Raw genomic sequence first — 18086 nt, 5'->3', positions numbered from 1 at the left:
CCGTCACGGCCGTCCTTGCCGTCACGGCCGTCCTTGCCGTCACGGCCGTCCTTGCCGTCACGGCCGTCCTTGCCGTCACGGCCGTCCTTGCCGTCACGGCCGTCCTTGCCGTCCTTGCCCTCGCCGGGGTTCGACGGATCGGTGCCGGGCTTGCCGGAGCCGCCCGCCTTGACCGAGAGGGTGGCCGCGTCCAGCTCCTGCCCCTCCTTGTACATGTTGTTGAACGCCTCGGCACCCTTGGCCGTCAGCTTCGCGGGGATCTTCGCGAAGGTCATCGCGCCGTCGGCGCCGCCGCCCGGCCTGGTCGTCGAGAGGTCGAGCGAGGCCAGCGCCACATCGTCCTGGGTCTTGCCGGCCGCGGTGACATCGGCGGTGATGGTGCCCGTCTTGCCCTGGGTGGCGACCTTGAGGTCGGCGAGCCGGATGTCGAAGCCGTGCAGCTTGGAGACGAAGCGGACGCTGCCCTTGAAGGTGGTGGCGACGGCGTGGGTGGACATGTCGTACGTACCGGTGCCGCCGGTGAAGGTGAACGGGCCGTTGTCCGCGGCCTGCTGCGCGCCGTCGGACGTCTCGATCTGCCCCATCGCCATGCCCTTGACGTACGAGCGGAAGGAGCCCTTCACGCCCCATTCCAGCGTGCCGTCCTTGAGCTCGACGGCGGGTGCGCCCTTGGCCTCGGCGGGCGCGGCGACGGCGGCCGGGAGCCCGAGGGCGGCGGCTCCGCTCACGGTGGCGAGGGCGACCGCGAGGGTGAGGGATCGGCGTATGACGGCCATGGTCGGTGGATCTCCTTGGGTGGGATGGGGGTGTCGCGCGGGGTGGGGACTCGGTCCCGCGGGTCAGTCCTGGGGCGGCGTGTGCGTACGGCGCCGGGCGCGCAGGACCAGGAAGGCCGCGCCGGCGAGCACCAGCGCACCGGCCGCGAGGGAGAGGGGAAGTACGGGGAAGCCGGACGAGGAGGAGGCCGACGCCGTGGCGACGGTGCCCTTCTTGTCCTTGGCGGACGGCTGCTCGGGGGACGCGGAGGCGCCGGGGTCGCTGCCCAGGTCCGGCAGGGCGGGCAGCTTCGCCTTGGCGTCCACGGCGACGGCGAGCGAGACGGGGTCCATCGCCGTGCCCGCCTTGTACATGCCGCCGAAGGCCTTGGCGCCTTCCTCGGTGAGCCGGGCCGGGGCCTCGCTCAGCGCGATCAGACCGTCCTCGGGCTTGAGTTGCTTGGCCTCGAAGGTGGCCAGCGGGGCGCGGTCCGTGGTGGCCTGCGGGGTCTTCACCTGGGCGGTGAGCGTTCCCTTGCCGTCCTCGACCGTGACGCCGACCTTGCTCAGGGCGAGGTCGAGGTGCTTGCCGGTGAAGCGCAGGGTGCCGGCGAACCGCGCGTCCAGGGTGGCCTTTTCGGGGTCGTAGGAGCCCTTGCCCTTGGGGAAGCGGAAGAGCGCGCCGCCGTCCTGGGCGCCGTCGGTGAGCTGCCAGCGGCCCTGCGCGATGTCGCCGGTGACGTACTCGCGGAAGGTGCGGCGTACGCCCCAGTCGACGGCGGCGTCGGCGAAGTCGCCGGCGGGCCGCCCGGCGTCGTCCTGCCGGCCCTTGTCCTTGGCGTCGTCGCCCTCGGTGTCCTCGCCCTTGCCCTTGTCCCGGTCCGCGTCCGGGGACTTGGCGGCGTCCGGGCCCTTGACGTCGGCCGACAGGCTGACCGGATCCAGTGCCGTGCCCGCGGGGTAGTACCCGGCGAAGGCCTTGGCGCCCTGCGAAGTCAGCGTCGCCGGGACGTTGTTCAGGGCGATGGGCGAGCCGCCGCCGCGCATGTCCAGGCCGGAGAGGTTCAGCGTGGCCAGCGGCACCTGGGCGGCCGAGGTGACCCGGCCGCTGCCCTTCTCCTTGCTGGTCATGTCGGCGTACAGGGTGCCGCTGCCGCCGGAGACGGTCACCCGGGGGCGGCTGATGGTCAGGTCCAGCTCGTGGGAGCCGTCCGGCTTGCGGTGGCCGGTGAAGTGCACTCCGCCGGAGAAACCGGCGGTGAGTGCGCCGGTGTCCGGGTCGTAGCTGCCGGTGGCGGAGTGGAAGCGAAAGCGGCTCTCGCCGACCGTGGCGGCGCCGCCGTTCAGGGACCAACTGCCCTTGGCGATGGGCCCGGTGACATACGTCTGGAAGGAGGACTTGACGGCCCAGTCCAGCCTGCCGCCGGCGACCGTACGGCCCGCGGCGTGCGCGGTGCCGGCGGCGGCCACCGGGAGCAGTCCGCCCAGCAGCGCCGCCAGGAGTGCCACGGCGAGCGCGCGGGTACGGCTGCGGGCACGGCCGTACGGCCGGCCGCGCACCGGTCTGAAGGGCAGCATCAGGGACCCCTCCCAGGGCTAGCTAATGAGGTAAGGCTAACCTAAGCTATGTCCGTCCTGCGGCGAAAGCCCCGGGGCCCAAGGTGAGCCGACAACCGGTGAACTGACGTACAGAGAAAGGCCGGACCGTGACAGCACCCCTCCGGAGACCGAGCGGACGGCTGTCGCGCACCGCCGCCGCCCCCGCCCTTCTGGCGCCGCTGCTCGCGCTGGCCCTCGTCCTGACAGGCTGCGGCGGAGCCTCCGGGAGCGGCGGGTCCCAGGGCGGCGCGGACGGCGGCAAGACCTCCGCGCGGCAGGCCGCCGACCGGGTCGAGCCGCTGGCGGGCCCCGCGCCGAAGCCCGCCCTGCCCGCGAAAGTGCGCTCCGCCGACGGGCACGAGGTGACGGTCGCCAAGGCGGACCGGATCGTGCCGCTCACCGGCTCCCTCTCGGAGATCGTCTACTCCCTGGGGCTGGGCGACCGGGTGGTCGCCCGCGATGTCACCGCCACCTTCGAGCAGGCCAGAAAGCTGCCCGTGGTCACCCGCGCGCACGACGTCTCGGCCGAGAACGTGCTCTCCCTCAAGCCCGATGTCGTGCTCGCCGACACCTCCACGGGACCGGCCGAGGCGATCGGGCAGATCCGCGACGCGGGCATCCCCGTCGTCGTCCTGGCGCCCGCGAAGAAGCTCGCCGACGTGGACACCCGCATCGACGCGGTGGCCGCGGCGCTCGGCGTCGACAAGTCCGGCGAGGAGCTGAAGAAGCGTACGGACGCCAGGCTCGGCGCAGTGGAGAAGAAGATCCCGCACGGCGGCGCCAAGCCGCGGGTGGCCTTCCTCTATCTGCGCGGCTCGGCCGCCGTCTACCTGCTCGGCGGCGCCGGTTCGGGCGCCGACTCGCTCATCGAGGCGGCGGGCGGCATCGACGCGGGCAAGGAGTCGGGCCTGAAGAAGGACTTCACTCCGATCACCAGCGAGGCGCTGGCCAAGGCGGCGCCGGACGTCATCCTCGTCATGTCCAAGGGCCTGGATTCCGTCGGCGGGGTCGACGGACTGGTGAAGATCCCCGGCGTGGGCGAGACCCCGGCCGGAATGGACCGCAGGGTGGCCTCCGTCGACGACGGCGTCCTGCTCAACTTCGGGCCGCGCACCGACCGCGTCCTCGCCTCGCTGGTCGAGCAGATCCACGCCGGGGGGAAGTGAGATGGCGACGCTGAGCCGCCCTCCCCAGACCGCGTCCGAGGCCCCGGCACCGCCGCCACCGCCCGCGCGCCGGCGCCGCCGCGCCCCCTTCTTCCTCACCGTCGGCCTGGCCGCAGCCCTGCTGCTGGCCGCCGTCTTCTCCGCAGGCACCGGCGCGTACGGCATCCCGGTCGGCGATGTCATCGGCTCGCTGCTGCACCGGCTGCACCTGGGCGGCGCCGAGCTGGACCGGGTCGGCGAGAGCGTGCTGTGGAACGTACGGCTGCCGCGGGTCGTCCTCGCGCTGCTGGTCGGCGCCTCGCTGGGCTGCGCGGGCGCGCTGATGCAGGGCGTCTTCGGCAACCCGCTCGCCGAGCCGGGCGTCATCGGGATCTCGGCGGGCGCGGCGGTGGGCGCGGTCGGCGCGATCGCGCTCGGCCTGACCTTCCTGGGCACCTGGACGGTGACGGCCTGCGCGTTCGCCGCGGGGCTGCTGACCGTCACGCTGGTCTATCTCCTCTCGCGCTCCGGCGGGCGCTCCGAGGTCGTCACGCTGATCCTCACCGGCATCGCGGTGAACGCCTTCGCGGGCGCGCTGATCGGCCTGTTCGTCTTCCTCGCCGACAACGCGCAGATCACCCAGATCACCTTCTGGCAGCTCGGCTCGCTCTCCCAGGCCACCTGGGCCAAGGTGCTGGCCGTGGTGCCGTGCGCCCTGGCGGGCCTGGCCGTCGCTCCCCTGTACGCGCGCAAGCTGGACCTGCTGGCGCTGGGCGAGCGCCCGGCCCGCCACCTGGGCGTGGACGTCGAGCGGCTGCGCCTGGTCCTGGTGCTGGTGGTGGCGCTGCTGACCGCGGCCGCCGTGGCGGTGGCCGGCGTCATCACCTTCGTGGGCCTGCTGGTCCCGCACCTGCTGCGGATGGCCGCGGGCCCCGGCCACCGCTTCCTGATCCCCGGCAGCGCGCTGGGCGGCGCGCTGGTCCTGGTGCTGGCCGACCTCGCGGCCCGTACGGCGGTCCAGCCCGCCGAACTCCCCCTGGGCGTACTGACCGCGCTCATCGGCAGCCCGTTCTTCTTCTGGCTGCTGCGCCGCACCCGGCGCCGCCAGGGAGGGTGGGCATGAGCGCGGCCCCGTCCCGTACGACGACGTCACGACGCGAGGCGATCCCCATGCTCAAGAGCCTGTTCGCGGGCCGCTCCCGGCAGCTGCCCGCGCCCGTGCCGCCGGGCCACCCCTACGCCCGGGCCCGTGGCCTGACCGTCCGCCTGGGCGGCCGTACCGTGCTGGACGAGGTGGAGCTGACCGCGACGACCGGCGAGGTGCTCGCCCTGGTCGGCCCCAACGGGGCGGGAAAGTCGACCCTGTTGGCCGCGCTGGCCGCCGATCTGCCCGTGGCCGCGGGCGAGGTGCTCATCGACGGCCGCCCGGCCACCGGCTGGCCCGCCGCCGAACTGGCGCTGCGGCGGGCCGTACTGCCGCAGTCGGCCGCGCTCTCCTTCCCCTTCACGGTCGCCGAGGTCGTACGGATGGGCCGCGCGCCCTGGGCCGGGACGCACGCCGAGGACGAGGACGACCACGCCGTGGCGCAGGCGATGGCCGCGACCGAGGTGACGGACTTCGCCGAGCGCCCCTTCTCCGCGCTGTCCGGCGGCGAGCGCGCACGGGTGGCGCTGGCCCGCGTACTGGCCCAGCGGGCACCCCTGCTGCTGCTCGACGAGCCGACCGCGGCCCTGGACCTGCGCCACCAGGAGCTGGTGCTGCGCATCTGCCGGCAGCGGGCGGCGGCGGGCGACGCCGTCGTGGTCGTCCTGCACGACCTGGGCCTGGCCGCGGCGTACGCGGACCGCGCCGCCGTCCTGCACCAGGGCCGTATCGCCGCGCAGGGCCCGCCCGCCCGCACCTTCGGGGCGGACCTGCTCTCCCGCGTCTACCGCCAGCCGGTCGAGGTCATCCCCCACCCGCGCACGGGCGAGCCCCTGGTCGTGCCGCTGCGCGACGCCTGAGCGGCGGGCCCCACGGGTCACAGCGGGCTCACCGCAGCCCGGTGCGCTTCCGCGCCCCTTGCAAGGCGCGTAGGTCACGGAGTGGAATCCGTACCCGGTCCCCGCGCCCGTGCGGCGGCCGGCCCCCGGTAGGGTGGCGCCGAATCCGGCGACCCGGCCCCCGCCTCGGTCGCCCAGGTTGCCCGAAGGAGCCCGAGCCCCATGACACGCAGGTCACCGTTCCGGGTGCCCGTAGGGCGGGTCCGCGAAGTCCCGTCCGCCGGACGGCTTCGCGGGCGCGCCCTAGCGCTGACGGCCGCGAGCGCGGCGCTGGTGACGCTGAGCGGGTGCATGACGGTGCACGGCGAGCGGGAGGTCGTCCCGGCGGTGTCGACGGCGGAGGCCGCCAAGGTCCTCCAGCAGTTCGCCGACAGCTACAACAACGCCAACCGCACGCTCGACCCGAAGCTGGCCCAGGCCTATGAGACCGGCACCCTGCTGGCCATAGACGAGGCGGTGCTCAAGTCGCAGCGCGCGATGACGCCGCAGGGCAACCGGGCCTTTCGTCCGCTGACGTTCCAGGACGCGAACTTCACCGTGCCCAAGCAGGCGGGCTGGCCGAAGTTCTTCGTCGCGGACGCCGTCAGCAGCCTCAGCGGCACCAGCCGGATGTTCCTCACCTTCACCCGGGACAGCGTCGACGCGAAGTGGAAGGCCGCCTACCGTACGGCGCTGAGCGAGAAGGAGATCCCGCAGTTCGTCACCGACAAGGACGGCTACGCCGAGGCGGTGCAGGGCGCGGCGGCGAAGTCCGGGCTGCAGGTGGCGCCGGACGCGCTCAGCAAGGCGTACGCGACGTACCTCAGGACGGGGAAGGCGAGCGAGGGCGCGGCCTTCGCGCCCGGCCAGTACACCGACGGCTGGCGCACCTTCCGCGACCGCAGCGCCAAGCGCCCGGGGGCCAGGATCCAGTGGAAGGACCAGGCCTCCGACCACGCGCCGTTCGCGCTGCGTACCAAGGACGGCGGGGCGCTGGTGTTCTTCTCCACCGTCTACCACATGCGCAAGACCGTCGCGAAGGGCTCGGAGTTCGGGGTCCCGGCCGAGATGAAGGGCATCCTGGACGGCCCCATGAAGAAGACCGACCGGATGACCTTCACGACCGTGTCCGAACAGGTCGTGAAGGTCCCCGCCAGGGGCGGCGGGGGCGGCGTGCAGATACTGCACCGCAACGAGGGGCTGACCTACGCCAAGGCGGAGTGAGGCGGCGCCCGGCTCCGGCCCGGCGCCCGCTCAGCGGCCGATCGGCCAGGCGGCGGACTCGTGCTCGGACTCCTGGCCCGCGTACTGCGCGCAGGCGTCGGTGAGCGAGCCCAGCAGCGTCAGCGGGTCGGGCAGCGGGCGCTCGGCGCCGCGCAGCCAGGCCACCGGCGCCTGGTCACCGGGCAGCCGCGAGGGCGGCAGCAGCACATAGCTGCCGCGGCAGTGCCAGCGCAGCCCGGGGTGCTCGTCGAGCGTCTCGGGGTGGCAGTCCAGCTCGCACGGCCACCACTCGTCCTCGTCGTCGGGGGTGCCGCGGGTGGCGGTGAAGAACAGCATCCGGCCCTCGCCGAACCCGGCGCCGCTCAGCGCGACGGGGCCGACGTCCACTCCTGCCGCGTCCAGGCGCCCCAGGGCGCTGCGGCCCGCCTGGACGGGGACGTCCAGGACGTCGTGGGCGATGCCGGTGGCGGTGATGAAGTTGGCCAGCGGATATTTGCCCGCCCAGGCGGCGACCTTCTCGCGGTCGGTGGTGGCGACGGTCTGCCAGCCGAAGGAGACGGGGTGGCGGCCCGGGGTGGGACAGCCGATGCGCTCGCAGGAACAGCCGTAGCCGGAGGGGTGCGCGGCCGGTGCGACGGGGAAACCCGCGTCGACCGCCGCCAGCAGCAGGTCCTCGCGGTCGCGCGCGCCCCCGCCCCCCCCCCCCCCCCCCCCCCCCGGCCCCCGTGTCCGTATCTCCGCCGTCCGATCCGCTCTTCGGCCGGCGCAGCCACTGGGAGAACCTGCTCTTGCGTTCCATCTATCCCCTCACTTCGAGCGGTGGTCTGGGATCAATGCTGCCACCATCCTCCCCCTGGAGTGACCGGTGTCCGGATCCGGGGTGAGGGAAGCCATACTCGGCACACCCATTTTCTAGGGATTTAGCGCTACATTTCCTTTTTACTCTCGCGGCCGCAGACCACTGAGCACCATGTCGACCACGGTCTCCACGAACTCGTACGTCAGCTCTCCCGTCCGCATCAGCCAGCGCTGTGTGAACGGCGCCAGGATCAGGTCCGCGGCGATGCGCACATCCATCTCCGCGGCGATCTGCCCCGCCTCCTGCGCCGCCCGCAGCCGGTTGACGTACACCCTGACCCCGGGCTCCAGCAGCCGCTCCAGGAACTGCTCGGCGAGCTTGGCATCGCCGGCTCCGGCCACGGCCAGGGCGCGGTAGGGCGCCTGGAAGGCGGGGTCGCGGAACTCGTCCACCGTCGCCCGCAGCACGAACTTCAGATCGGCGGCGAGATCGCCGGTATTGGGGAGCCCCGCCTCGTAGTCGTCGACGTCGGCGGTGAACGCGTCCAGCAGCACCGCGGCCTTGGAGGGCCACCAGCGGTAGATCGTCTGCTTGCCGACGCCGGCCCGGGCGGCGATGCCCTCGATCGTGAGCTTGTCGTAACCGACCTCGCCCACCAGCGTCAGGGCCGCATCGAAGATCGCGCGGCGGGAGCGTTCGCTGCGGCGCGTGGAGTCAGGGGCTGTCTTGTTGGCCATGGCCGAAGTCTACCGCCGAGGAGGCGAGACGTATCGTCTTGACAAGACGATACGTCTCGTTGAGACTCGTACTCGTCAGCCGGCGGAAACGACCGAAGGAGATGACCCCATGAGCAAGGGCAGCGCAGGCGGCATGCTCGGCGTGGGCGGCACCCGCAGCAACCTCTCCCGCAAGGCCCTGCGCGGCGGCCGCGGCACCAGCGCCCCACGGGGCGGGATGGACCCGATGGCCCAAAAACGCGAACTGCTCCGCAAACTCCAGGAAGGCCGAACGGGCCGGGAGTGAACCACCCGAACGGTTCACTACCGAAGGGGCTCTTCACGGTGGACGATTTGAGCGCGTACGACACCCCGTACGCGACTTGACCGTCACCGTGAGGAGCCCTCCTTGCGTACAGCCTGGCGCCGTGCCATCCCCCGTCGTTACCTGATGTGCCCGCCGACCCATTTCAAGGTCAGCTACTCCATCAATCCGTGGATGGATCCGGACAAGCCGGTGGATCTGGCACTCGCACTGGCGCAGTGGGAAGACCTGCGCGACCGCTACCGCTCGCTCGGCCACACCGTCGAAGAGCTGCTTCCCTGCCCCGAACTCCCGGACATGGTCTATGCCGCCAACGGCGCGACCGTCGCGGACGGACGGGTCCTGCTGGCCCGCTTCGCCTACGCCGAGCGCGCCGCCGAGGCCGAGGTGCACGCCCGGTGGTTCCGCGCCCACGGGTTCGCCGAGATCCGTGAGCCGGAGAACATCAACGAGGGCGAGGGCGACTTCGCCGTCACCGCCTCCTGGCTGCTGGCCGGGCGCGGCTTTCGCAGCAGCCCTCTCTCGCACGCCGAAGCCCAGGAGTACTTCGGCCGGCCCGTCATCGGCCTGGACCTGATCGACCCCCGCTACTACCACCTGGACACGGCGCTGTGCGTCCTGGACGACTCCGCCGACTCCGACGTCATGTACTACCCCGGCGCGTTCTCACCGGGGAGCCGGGCCGTACTGCAACGCCTGTTTCCCGACGCGCTGATCGCCACGGAAGCGGACGCGGCGGCCTTCGGCCTCAACGCCGTCAGTGACGGCCGGCACGTCCTGCTGCCGCAAGCGGCGGTGGGCCTGTTCGAACCCCTCAGGGACCGCGGCTACGAGCCGATCGGCCTGGATCTGAGCGAACTGCTCAAGGGCGGCGGCAGCGTGAAGTGCTGCACACAGGAGCTGCGCACCCGCTGACCTGCCCGTGGGGCGGCGATCACCCCCACACGTCGCCCCACTCGGCATCGCGCGCCTCGCGGTAGAGCGCGCCGTGCCGCTTGGTGACCGTCTCCCGGCGCAGGCCCTCCCGGCCGCACAGCTCCAACAGCACCTGCCCCTTGCGCAGTTGAGGCTTGCGGACGATGCGCGCGGGGGCCGCGGCGGCGGGCAGCCGCGTGGCGGCCACATAGCTGAACTTCTCGTCCTCGTACGGCAACGAGCCGCCCTTGACCTGCCGGTGCAGGGAGGACCTGCTCACCCGCGCCGAGAAGTGGCACCAGTCCCGGCCCGGCACGATCGGGCACGCCGCGCTGTGCGGGCAGGGCGCCAGCACCCGCAGCCCGGCCTCGACCAGCTGCTCGCGCGCCTTGAGGATCCGCAGGTACCCGTCGGGGGTGCCCGGCTCCACCAGCACCACGGACGTCGCCCTGGCCGCCTGCTCGACGGTCTCGCGCCGGCCGCTGTCGGTGAGCTCCTTGAGGACGTAGGAGACGGTGACCAGGTCCGTTCCGTCGGGGATCGCGAGCCCGGCGCCGACGGCCTGCCGGCTCCACTCCACGTCCGCCAGTACCCCCTCGGCCAGCTCCCGGCCAAGGGCGAGGGCGGGCTCGGCCCAGTCCAGTACGGTCGTGCGCCGGCCCGGCCAGGTCTCCGCGACCGCCCAGGTCGCCGCCCCCGTACCACCGCCCACGTCCACGTGCGAGGCGGGCGCCCAGCCCTCGGGCAGCCGCGCGGCGAAGGAGGCCAGCGCGGCGCGTACGGCGGCGAAGGTGGCGGGCATCCGGTAGGCCGCGTAGGCGGCGACATCCGCCCGGTCGCGGAGCACCGGGGCGTCGGTGGGGGTCTGCCCCCGGTAGTTGGCGATCAGCCGGTCGACGGCCTGCGTGGCCTGCTTCGGGGGCAGGCCGTCGAGCAGGCCCGCCAGAGCGGCGCGCAGTTCGTCGTGCATTCCGCCGATTTTACGGCGCGGCCGTCGGCGCGGTGCGGGGCCCGGTCCGCAGCGGCTGCGCCGGGCCCGCCCTCACGCGCCGGACGGGCCGGAATGGGTCCGCACCGCCCGCGCCAGCCTCGTGGCCGCCGCGGCCCGGGGCGCGCTGCCGCCCGCGCCCCGGCGCGGGTGGACCGTATTGGCGAGCAGGATCAGGAAGGTGTCGCTGACCCGGTCCAGGACCAGGCTCGTGCCCGTGAAGCCGGTGTGGCCCGCGGCTCCCCGGCCCGCCAACTCCCCCATGAAGTACGGCTGGTCGAGCTGGAAGCCCAGTCCCGGCGGGTCCAGCAGGGTCCGTACCGAGGAGGCGGACAGGATGCGCGCCCCGCCGTACGCGCCGCCGCCCAGCAGCGTGCGGCACAGCACCGCCAGGTCCTGCGCGGTGGAGAACAGCCCCGCGTGGCCCGCGACGCCCCCCAGGGCGTAGGCGTTCTCGTCGTGCACCTCGCCGCGCACCATCTCGCGCCCGGGCCTCGCCCAGGGGCGCCGCGCCTTGAGCAGCGCCTCGGCCTCGGTCGCGGCCACCCCGGCCGGGGCCAGCGGCCCGTAGGAGGTGCTCACCATGCCCAGCGGCCCCGTGATGCCCTCCCGCACCAGCCGGTCCAGGCCCCGGCCGGTGATCTCTTCCAGGACGAGCTGTACGGCGATGAGGTTGAGGTCGGAGTAGGCGGGGCGGGCGGGCACCGGGCAGGCCGCCGCCGCCCGCGCGGCCTCCTCCCACAGCAGCTCCAGCTGCGCCGCGCGCCCCGTCCGCCGGTAGAACGGCAGCTCGGGCCGCAGCCCGGAGGTGTGCGTCAGGAGCCGGCGTACCGAGATCCCGGGGGCGAAGCGCGGCAGCCAGTGCGCCACGTCCCGGTCCAGGTCCAGCGCCTTGCGCTCCACCTGCTGCACCGCCGCCACCGCCGTGAACAGCTTGCTCAGCGAGGCGAGATCGAAGACCGTGCCGATCCGCGCGGGCTCCCAGCTGTGCGGCGGCAGCGGCACCCCGCGCCCGGCGTCCAGGTCGTAGGAGGCGTACCGCACCGCCCATCCCGCCGCCTCCTCGACGGCGACCACCGGCCCCCGCCCGGCGAGCACCACCGCGCCGGAGCACCACGGCGACTCCCCCTCGGGAAGCCGCCGCACGCCCTGGACGAGCCGCTCCGTCCAGAGGGGGTCCAGGCCGGCCCGCGCGGCCGTGCCGTAGCGCAGTCTCGGTACGTTCAGAGCCCGGCCCCTCTCTCGGTCGTCCCTCGCCGCCCGGCGCCGCTGGGGCGCCGCCCCGGCTCCCTGCGGTCAGAGCCGGGCCTTCGCGCCGCCCGCCCCGGCGCTCTCCGTCCTACGCTGCCACGGACGGCACATCCCCAGGAAGCACACCAGCGCCAACAGGCCGCAGCTCAACTGCACCAGGGCCATCGGTACGGCGGTCCGCTCGCCCGCGATGCCCACCAGCGGCGAGGCGATGGAGCCCAGCAGGAACGGCGTGGTGCCCAGCAGCGCGGAAGCGGACCCGGCCGCTTCCGGCGTGCGCAGCAGCGCCAGGGTGTTGGTGCTGGGCATGACCAGGCCCATCGCGGACATCAGCACGAACAGCCCGGCCGCCATCGGGGCCAGCCCGACCTCGCCGAGCGCGCCGGAGGCCATCGCCAGCAGCGCGGCGGCGGCGAGGGTGACCACGCCCACGCCCACGGCCAGGACCTTGTCCAGGCTGACCCGCCCGACCAGAACCTTGCCGTTGAGCTGGCCGACGGCCACCAGTCCGATGGAGTTGACGCCGAAGAGCAGGCTGAAGGTCTGTGGCGAGGCCCCGTAGATCTCCTGGATCACGAACGGGGAGGCGGAGATGTAGGAGAACAGCGCGGCGAACCCGAAGGAGCCGCAGAGCATGTAGCCGGTGAAGACCCGGTCGGCGAGCAGGCCGCGCATGGTGCGCAGGGCCTGGCCGACGCCGCCGGTGTGGCGCCGGGCGGGCGGCAGCGTCTCGTGCAGCCGCCGCCAGACGACCGCGGTGAGCAGCACGCCGATGACGGTGAGGACGGCGAAGACGCCGCGCCAGTCGGTGACCCGCAGGATCTGGCCGCCGATCAGCGGCGCGATGACCGGCGCGACGCCGGATATCAGCATCAGGGTGGAGAAGAAGCGGGCCATGGCCACGCCGTCGTACAGGTCGCGCACCACCGCGCGGGCGATGACGATGCCCGCGGCGCCCGCCAGGCCCTGCAACAGGCGGAAGGCGATGAGGAATTCGGCGGTCGGGGCGATCGCGCACAGGGCGGTGGCGATCACGTAGATCACCATGCCGATGAGCAGCGGGCGGCGGCGCCCCCACTTGTCGCTCATCGGGCCGACGATCAGCTGGCCGAGGGCCATGCCCGCCAGGCAGGTGGTGAGGGTGAGCTGGATGGTGGCGGGCGCGCTGTGGAAGGAGGTGGTGACCTGCGGCAGGGCCGGCAGATACATGTCCATGGACAGCGGGGGGACGGCGGTCAGACCACCGAGGACCAGGGTGACCAGGAGACTGGTGCGACGCGCGGCGGCGGGCGCGGGCGCCGAAGCCGCCTCCTGCCCCGCCGGGGCAGGCTTGTCGTGTGTCTCGGCCGTGGCGGGGCCGGGGTCCGTCATGTGCGTCTCCATGGTGTTTAGGTGTCCTCACCATGTTGTCATGCATCGAACGGCCCCCGGCCCGTGATCGGCCAGGATTTCGGACCCGCGCCGGACCCGCACCGGCCCCGCACCGGCCCCGCCCCCGGTGACCGGCCGGGGCTCTTGCCCTACGCCGGCTTCAGCCCGGGGTCCCCCGCCTCGGAGACGAAGGACGCCGCCGTCGTCACGGGCGCCCCCTGCCGGGTGACGTAGGGCACGGTGCGGTAGTCGCCGCGCGCCTTCTCGCGGTCCAGGGTGAGCAGCACATAGCCGCGCCGCCCGTTGTAGAACTTCAGGTGCGGGTTGGCCGCCATGTACGTGGCCCAGTTGGCGGGCTTCTCCGCGCCGTCGCGGCCGCTGGAGATCGAGGTGGCGACGAACTCCACGCCCGCCGTACGGGAGTCGGGGTTGCGGAAGTCGCGCTTGATGTCGAAGGCGTAGTGCACGTGCACATCGCCGGTCAGGACCACCAGGTTGTCCACCCCGGCCCGCTCCGCGCCCGCCAGGACCCGCTCGCGCGAGGCCCGGTAGCCGTCCCAGGCGTCCATGCTGAGCTTGTACGCCTCGCCGGTGGCGTTGCGCCGCTCGGAGAAGGTGACCTGCTGCGGCAGGACGTTCCACAGCGCGCCGCCGCTGCGCCAGCCGTCGTTCAGCCAGCGCTCCTGCGCGGCGCCGGTCAGGGTGCGCGCCGGGTCGTCGATGACGGGCCCCGGGCGCTGCCAGCCGTCCCCGTAGGCCTGGTCGGAGCGGTACTGGCGGGTGTCGAGGATGTCGAACTGCGCCAACTGCCCGTACCGCATGCGCCGGTAGAGCTGCAGGTCCGAACCCTTGGGCCGCTGCGGGCGGCGCAGCGGCTGGTTCTCCCAGTACGCGCGGTAGGCGGCGGCGCGGCGCACGAGGAACTCCTGCGGCGGGAGGTTGTCCTCGCTGATGCTGCCGGCGTAGTTGTTCTCGACCTCGTGGTCGTCCCAGGTGACGATGAACGGGTGGGCCGCGTGGGCCGCCTGGAGATCGGGGTCGGACTTGTAGAGCGCGTACCGCAGCCGGTAGTCGTCGAGCGTGACCGTCTCCCGGTTGCAGATCTCCGGGAGCAGGTCGTCGGTGTAGTGGCGGTCGCCCGCCGTGGGGTCGACGGGGTACTCGTACAGGTAGTCGCCGAGGTGGAGGACGACGTCCACGTCCTCCTCGGCCAGGTGCTTGTGGGCGGTGTAGTAGCCGTCCGGGTAGGCCTGGCAGGAGACGGCGGCGAGCCGGAGTTCGTTGAGCCGGGCGCGGGCTTCGGGGGCGGTGCGGGTGCGGCCGACGGGGCTGATCCAGCTGCCGGTCCTGAAGCGGTAGTAGTAGACGCGGTCGGGGGCGAGGCCGGTGGCCTCGATGTGGACCGTGTGGTTGAACTCCGGGTGCGCGTCGGCCCGTCCGCGGCCCGCGAGGCGGCGGAAGCGCTCGTCGTACGCTATCTCCCAGCGGACGGTGACGCGGGCATCGGGCATTCCGTTGCCCACTTCGTAGGGTCTGGGGGCCAGCCTGGTCCACAGAACGACGGAGCCCGGCAGCGGGTCACCGGACGCGACGCCGAGCGTGAACGGATTCTCGGTGAGCTTCCTGGCGTCCATCTCGGCAGCGTACGCGGCGCCGGTGCCCGGCAGATTGGTCGTGAAGGCGAGCGCCGCTGCGGCGCCGGTGACGGTCAGGAAGCGGCGCCTGCCCAGGTGTGCGGCGGCGCTGCGTATCTCCCGGTCGTGCGGCGTGAGCTGACCTAGGTGGGTCATCTGCCCCTCCCCTGGCTGGAGTTGTCACCAGGGATTGGAGCGGCGGGGCACGGCGGGGCGGCGTCCCGTGTACGACGCATTCATGACAGATGAGTGATCTCTGCCCCCGCATCGGACGCCGCGGGACAATCGCGGCACGGACGCCGCGGGACGGGCCTCGGGGCAGTCCGTAGGATTCAGGTCATGGCTGAACTGATGGTGCGTGACGGCACATGGGTCTTCGACGGCGATGTCGTACGCATCGTGCCGGGCCGCGAGCGCGGGGTGCACAGGCTGCGGCAGGACCTGGGCGAGGTCGCGGTGCCGCTGACGGCGCTGGCCGGCATCGCCTACGAGCCCGCGCGCAAAGGCGGCCGGCTGCGGCTGCGGCTGCGCGACGGCGCCGATCCGCTGCTGTACGTCACCGGCGGCGGGCTGCCCTCGGACGCCAACCCCTATCAGCTGGCCGTGGACGCCAACCGCACCGACGTCGCGGAGTACTTCGCCGACGAGGTGCGCCAGGCCCTGATGCTGGACCAGGTGCCGGGCGGGCCCACCGACCGGTATCTGCTGCCCGGTCCGGCCGTTCCGCTGTCCGCCGGGGGCGTGGACGGCACCGCCACCTTCGACGGCGAGCGCGTCCACATCGAGTGGCGCTGGAACACCAGCGACACCAAGAAGCACGCGGGCGCCCGCGACTTCGCGCTCGCCGACCTGGAGGCGGTGGAGTGGCGGGCCGCCGTCGGCCTGGAGTCCGGCTATCTGCGCTTCAAGCCCCGCGGCGTCACCGCCCACCTCAAGCCCGAGCACGACCCCAACTCCATCGAGCTGTGGGGCTTCAAGAAGGAGAGCGGCACCACCGCCCTGCTGGCGGCGGCGGTGGCGGCACGGCTGCCGCACCCGTGCGACGACCGGCCCGCCAAGGCCCTGGCCCCGGCCGCGCCGGAAGAGGCCGCCGCGCCCGCCCCCGGCGGCGAGGACCACGACACCTTGCTGCGCAGGCTGCGCGAACTGGGCGAGCTGCGCCGCGAGGGAATCCTGACGGACCAGGAGTTCGCGGCGGCCAAGGCGGCCGTGCTCAAGAGCTTCGGCTCCGGCGGCTGAGCGGGCCGCGCGCCCGGCCGCGCCGGGGGCCCGCGGCGGGCGCGTAGCCTGCGGCCATGGCTCACGACGAGAAGACGGCGAAGACGGCGGTGGTGACGGGCGCGGGCTCCGGTATCGGGCGCGCGGTCGCCCTCGAACTGGCGGGCGCCGGCTGGTCCGTGGCGCTGGCCGGGCGCCGACGGGAGGCCCTGGAGGAAACGGCGCGGCTGGGCGGGGAGCACGGGGGCGCGATGGTTCCCGTACGGACCGATGTGACCCGGCCCGGTGAGGTCGACGGGCTCTTCGGGGCCGTGCGGGACCGATTCGGGCGTCTGGACCTGCTGTTCAACAACGCGGGGGCGTTCGGGCCGCCGGTGGCGGTGGAGGAGCTGGCGTACGAGGACTGGCGGGCGGTCGTCGAGGTCAATCTGCACGGCGCGTTCCTGTGCGCGCAGGCCGCGTTCCGGATGATGAAGCAGCAGGACCCGCAGGGCGGGCGGATCATCAACAACGGGTCGGTCTCCGCGCATGTGCCGCGCCCGCGCTCCGTCGCGTACACCGCCACCAAGCACGCGATGACGGGGCTGACCAAGTCGCTGTCGCTGGACGGGCGGGCGTACCGGATCGCGTGCGGGCAGATCGACATCGGGAACGCGGCAACCGAGATGACCGGGCGGATGCGGAGCGGGACTTTGCAGGCCAACGGGCAGACGGCCGTCGAGCCGGTGATGGACGCGGCGGATGTGGCACGGACGGTGGCGCACATGGCCGCGCTGCCGCTGGAGGCGAATGTGCAGTTCGCGACGGTGATGGCGACGGCCATGCCGTACATCGGGCGGGGCTGAGGGCGAAACCACCGACGGGCTGTTCTCAACTGCCTCGGCCGGTACGGGATTCGGACCGGCCGGTGACGCGCTCCTGACAGATGGGCGCGCGCAGTGGCACCCTGCTTCCGGCGCACCCCCGCCATGCGGTCCCTCCGCGGGGCGGGCGGCGCCGCCTCCGCACCGCTCATCCGCACCGCTCATCTGCTCGGGCCGCCCACCCGGCGGCCCGGTATCCCACGGCCGCGCGGCGCGCCACGCGGCCCTCGCAGAAGGAGTCACGCGTGAGACGACCCCGTACGCCCCGGATGCCCGCCCCCCGGGCCCTGTTGGGCGCGCTGAGCGCCGTCGGCGCCCTGCTCGCCCTCGCGCTCCCGGCGGGCCCGGCCGCGGCCGCGCCGACCGCCGGTGACAACTCCCGGGCCGCCGCGTTCTGGACCGCGGAGCGGATGCGCGAGGCGGCCCCGCTGGACCTGCCCGCCGTCGACCCCGCCGCCCTCACCGAGGCCGTACGCGGCGGCCTGGAGCGCATCGTCAAGCCCACCGCACCGCCGCCCGGCGCCAAGGACTTCCCGCACACCGGCGGGCCGTGGAGCGGCGGCGGCGCGGTCACGAAGACGACGGGGCGGGTGTTCTTCACCTATCAGGGCCGCACCGCCTCGTGTTCCGGCGACGCGGTCACCAGCGCCAACAAGAGCACGGTCATCACCGCGGGGCACTGTGTGAAGATGGGCGGCGCCTGGCACACCGACTGGGTCTTCGTGCCCGGCTACCACGACGGGCAGGCCCCGTACGGCAAGTGGCCCGCGACCAAGACCCTGGCCACAGCGCAGTGGACGGCGAGCGAGAGCATCAACTACGACATCGGCGCGGCCGTCGTCGCCCCGCTCAACGGCAAGAAGCTGACCGACGTCGTCGGCGGCCAGGGCCTGTCCTTCAACTCCGGCTACAACAAGGCGATGTACGCCTTCGGCTACCCCGCGGCCGCCCCCTACGACGGCAGCGAGCTCATCTACTGCAGCGGTGACACCTTCAAGGACCCGCTGTTCTCCACCGACCACGGGCTGGACTGCGACATGACCGGCGGCTCCAGCGGCGGCCCGTGGTTCGTGAACTTCGACGAGTCAACCGGAACGGGCCTGCAGACCTCGGTGAACAGCTTCGGCTACACCTTCCTGCCCGACACGATGTTCGGCCCGTACTTCGGCGACGACGCCAAGAAGCTCTACGAGCAGGCGCAGTCCACCTGATTCCCGCCCCTTCGCCTCGCGTGACGCGGTGGCCGGCAAGGCAGTGAGAT

At 73.2% G+C, this 18086-nt stretch carries 17 protein-coding genes; 9 read left to right on the top strand and 8 right to left on the bottom strand.

Translation table 11 applies throughout. The features are described 5' to 3' along the window. A partial coding sequence (locus AC4IJH_RS41140; RefSeq protein ID WP_490857146.1) for an HtaA domain-containing protein occupies window positions 1-776 on the bottom strand: 776 nt, incomplete at its 3' end. A gap of 63 nt (window positions 777-839) precedes the next feature. Further along, window positions 840-2333: an HtaA domain-containing protein gene (locus tag AC4IJH_RS41135; RefSeq protein WP_490857145.1), complete on the bottom strand. Its 1494-nt coding sequence runs from the start codon at window positions 2331-2333 to the stop codon at window positions 840-842. 161 nt (window positions 2334-2494) lie between these two features. Here AC4IJH_RS41135 and AC4IJH_RS41130 point away from each other — a divergent pair, with 161 nt between their 5' ends. From AC4IJH_RS41130 to AC4IJH_RS41115, 4 genes are all read left to right on the top strand, one after another. Continuing rightward, window positions 2495-3520, top strand: coding sequence for a heme/hemin ABC transporter substrate-binding protein (locus AC4IJH_RS41130; protein WP_490857149.1), 1026 nt, complete (start codon window positions 2495-2497; stop codon window positions 3518-3520). 1 nt (window position 3521) lies between these two features. Further along, window positions 3522-4622: a FecCD family ABC transporter permease gene (locus AC4IJH_RS41125; RefSeq protein ID WP_490857144.1), complete on the top strand. Its 1101-nt coding sequence runs from the start codon at window positions 3522-3524 to the stop codon at window positions 4620-4622. Next, window positions 4619-5503, top strand: a complete 885-nt coding sequence (locus tag AC4IJH_RS41120; RefSeq protein ID WP_490857143.1) for a heme ABC transporter ATP-binding protein — start codon at window positions 4619-4621, stop codon at window positions 5501-5503. The genes AC4IJH_RS41125 and AC4IJH_RS41120 overlap by 4 nt, the downstream gene beginning before the upstream one ends. Before the next feature lie 201 nt (window positions 5504-5704). Continuing rightward, on the top strand, window positions 5705-6745 hold the full coding sequence (locus AC4IJH_RS41115) for an SCO2278 family lipoprotein (RefSeq protein WP_490857142.1): 1041 nt from the start codon (window positions 5705-5707) through the stop codon (window positions 6743-6745). Window positions 6746-6775: 30 nt separating this feature from the next. On the opposite strand, the gene AC4IJH_RS41110 is transcribed toward AC4IJH_RS41115, so the two are convergent. Both AC4IJH_RS41110 and AC4IJH_RS41105 read right to left on the bottom strand, forming a co-directional pair. Further along, window positions 6776-7408: a bifunctional DNA primase/polymerase gene (locus AC4IJH_RS41110; RefSeq protein WP_490857148.1), complete on the bottom strand. Its 633-nt coding sequence runs from the start codon at window positions 7406-7408 to the stop codon at window positions 6776-6778. 276 nt (window positions 7409-7684) lie between these two features. After that, complete coding sequence (locus tag AC4IJH_RS41105; RefSeq protein WP_490857141.1) at window positions 7685-8281, bottom strand: TetR/AcrR family transcriptional regulator; 597 nt, start codon at window positions 8279-8281, stop codon at window positions 7685-7687. Between the two features lie 109 nt (window positions 8282-8390). Between AC4IJH_RS41105 and AC4IJH_RS41100 the strand changes: the two genes are divergently transcribed. Continuing rightward, window positions 8391-8567, top strand: a complete 177-nt coding sequence (locus AC4IJH_RS41100; RefSeq protein ID WP_490857140.1) for a DUF6243 family protein — start codon at window positions 8391-8393, stop codon at window positions 8565-8567. Window positions 8568-8669: 102 nt separating this feature from the next. Next, window positions 8670-9500 carry a dimethylargininase gene (gene ddaH / locus AC4IJH_RS41095; protein ID WP_490857139.1) on the top strand — a complete coding sequence of 277 codons (831 nt, stop codon included), beginning with the start codon at window positions 8670-8672 and terminating at the stop codon, window positions 9498-9500. A 19-nt stretch (window positions 9501-9519) separates the two neighbouring features. Here the strand turns inward: ddaH and AC4IJH_RS41090 are convergent, their stop codons facing one another. The 4 genes from AC4IJH_RS41090 to AC4IJH_RS41075 all read right to left on the bottom strand — a co-directional run bounded on the left by AC4IJH_RS41090 (window position 9520) and on the right by AC4IJH_RS41075 (window position 14900). Further along, window positions 9520-10470 (bottom strand): small ribosomal subunit Rsm22 family protein, encoded by a 951-nt coding sequence (locus tag AC4IJH_RS41090; RefSeq protein WP_490857138.1) that lies wholly within the window; start codon window positions 10468-10470, stop codon window positions 9520-9522. A 72-nt stretch (window positions 10471-10542) separates the two neighbouring features. Further along, window positions 10543-11634: a serine hydrolase domain-containing protein gene (locus tag AC4IJH_RS41085; protein WP_490857137.1), complete on the bottom strand. Its 1092-nt coding sequence runs from the start codon at window positions 11632-11634 to the stop codon at window positions 10543-10545. 150 nt (window positions 11635-11784) lie between these two features. Beyond that, window positions 11785-13110 (bottom strand): multidrug effflux MFS transporter, encoded by a 1326-nt coding sequence (locus AC4IJH_RS41080; protein ID WP_490857136.1) that lies wholly within the window; start codon window positions 13108-13110, stop codon window positions 11785-11787. 149 nt (window positions 13111-13259) lie between these two features. Beyond that, on the bottom strand, window positions 13260-14900 hold the full coding sequence (locus AC4IJH_RS41075) for an alkaline phosphatase D family protein (RefSeq protein WP_490857135.1): 1641 nt from the start codon (window positions 14898-14900) through the stop codon (window positions 13260-13262). Window positions 14901-15083: 183 nt separating this feature from the next. Between AC4IJH_RS41075 and AC4IJH_RS41070 the strand changes: the two genes are divergently transcribed. From AC4IJH_RS41070 to AC4IJH_RS41060, 3 genes are all read left to right on the top strand, one after another. Continuing rightward, window positions 15084-15983: a DUF4429 domain-containing protein gene (locus tag AC4IJH_RS41070; protein WP_490857134.1), complete on the top strand. Its 900-nt coding sequence runs from the start codon at window positions 15084-15086 to the stop codon at window positions 15981-15983. A 56-nt stretch (window positions 15984-16039) separates the two neighbouring features. Further along, window positions 16040-16807, top strand: coding sequence for an SDR family oxidoreductase (locus tag AC4IJH_RS41065; protein WP_490857133.1), 768 nt, complete (start codon window positions 16040-16042; stop codon window positions 16805-16807). A gap of 287 nt (window positions 16808-17094) precedes the next feature. Continuing rightward, complete coding sequence (locus tag AC4IJH_RS41060; protein WP_490857147.1) at window positions 17095-18036, top strand: trypsin-like serine peptidase; 942 nt, start codon at window positions 17095-17097, stop codon at window positions 18034-18036. Window positions 18037-18086 lie beyond the last annotated feature (50 nt).

The organism is Streptomyces sp. UF-297 (genome assembly GCF_058245575.1).
Note: the sequence above shows the minus strand (reverse complement) of the source record. Positions and strands in the feature narration are given on the sequence as shown.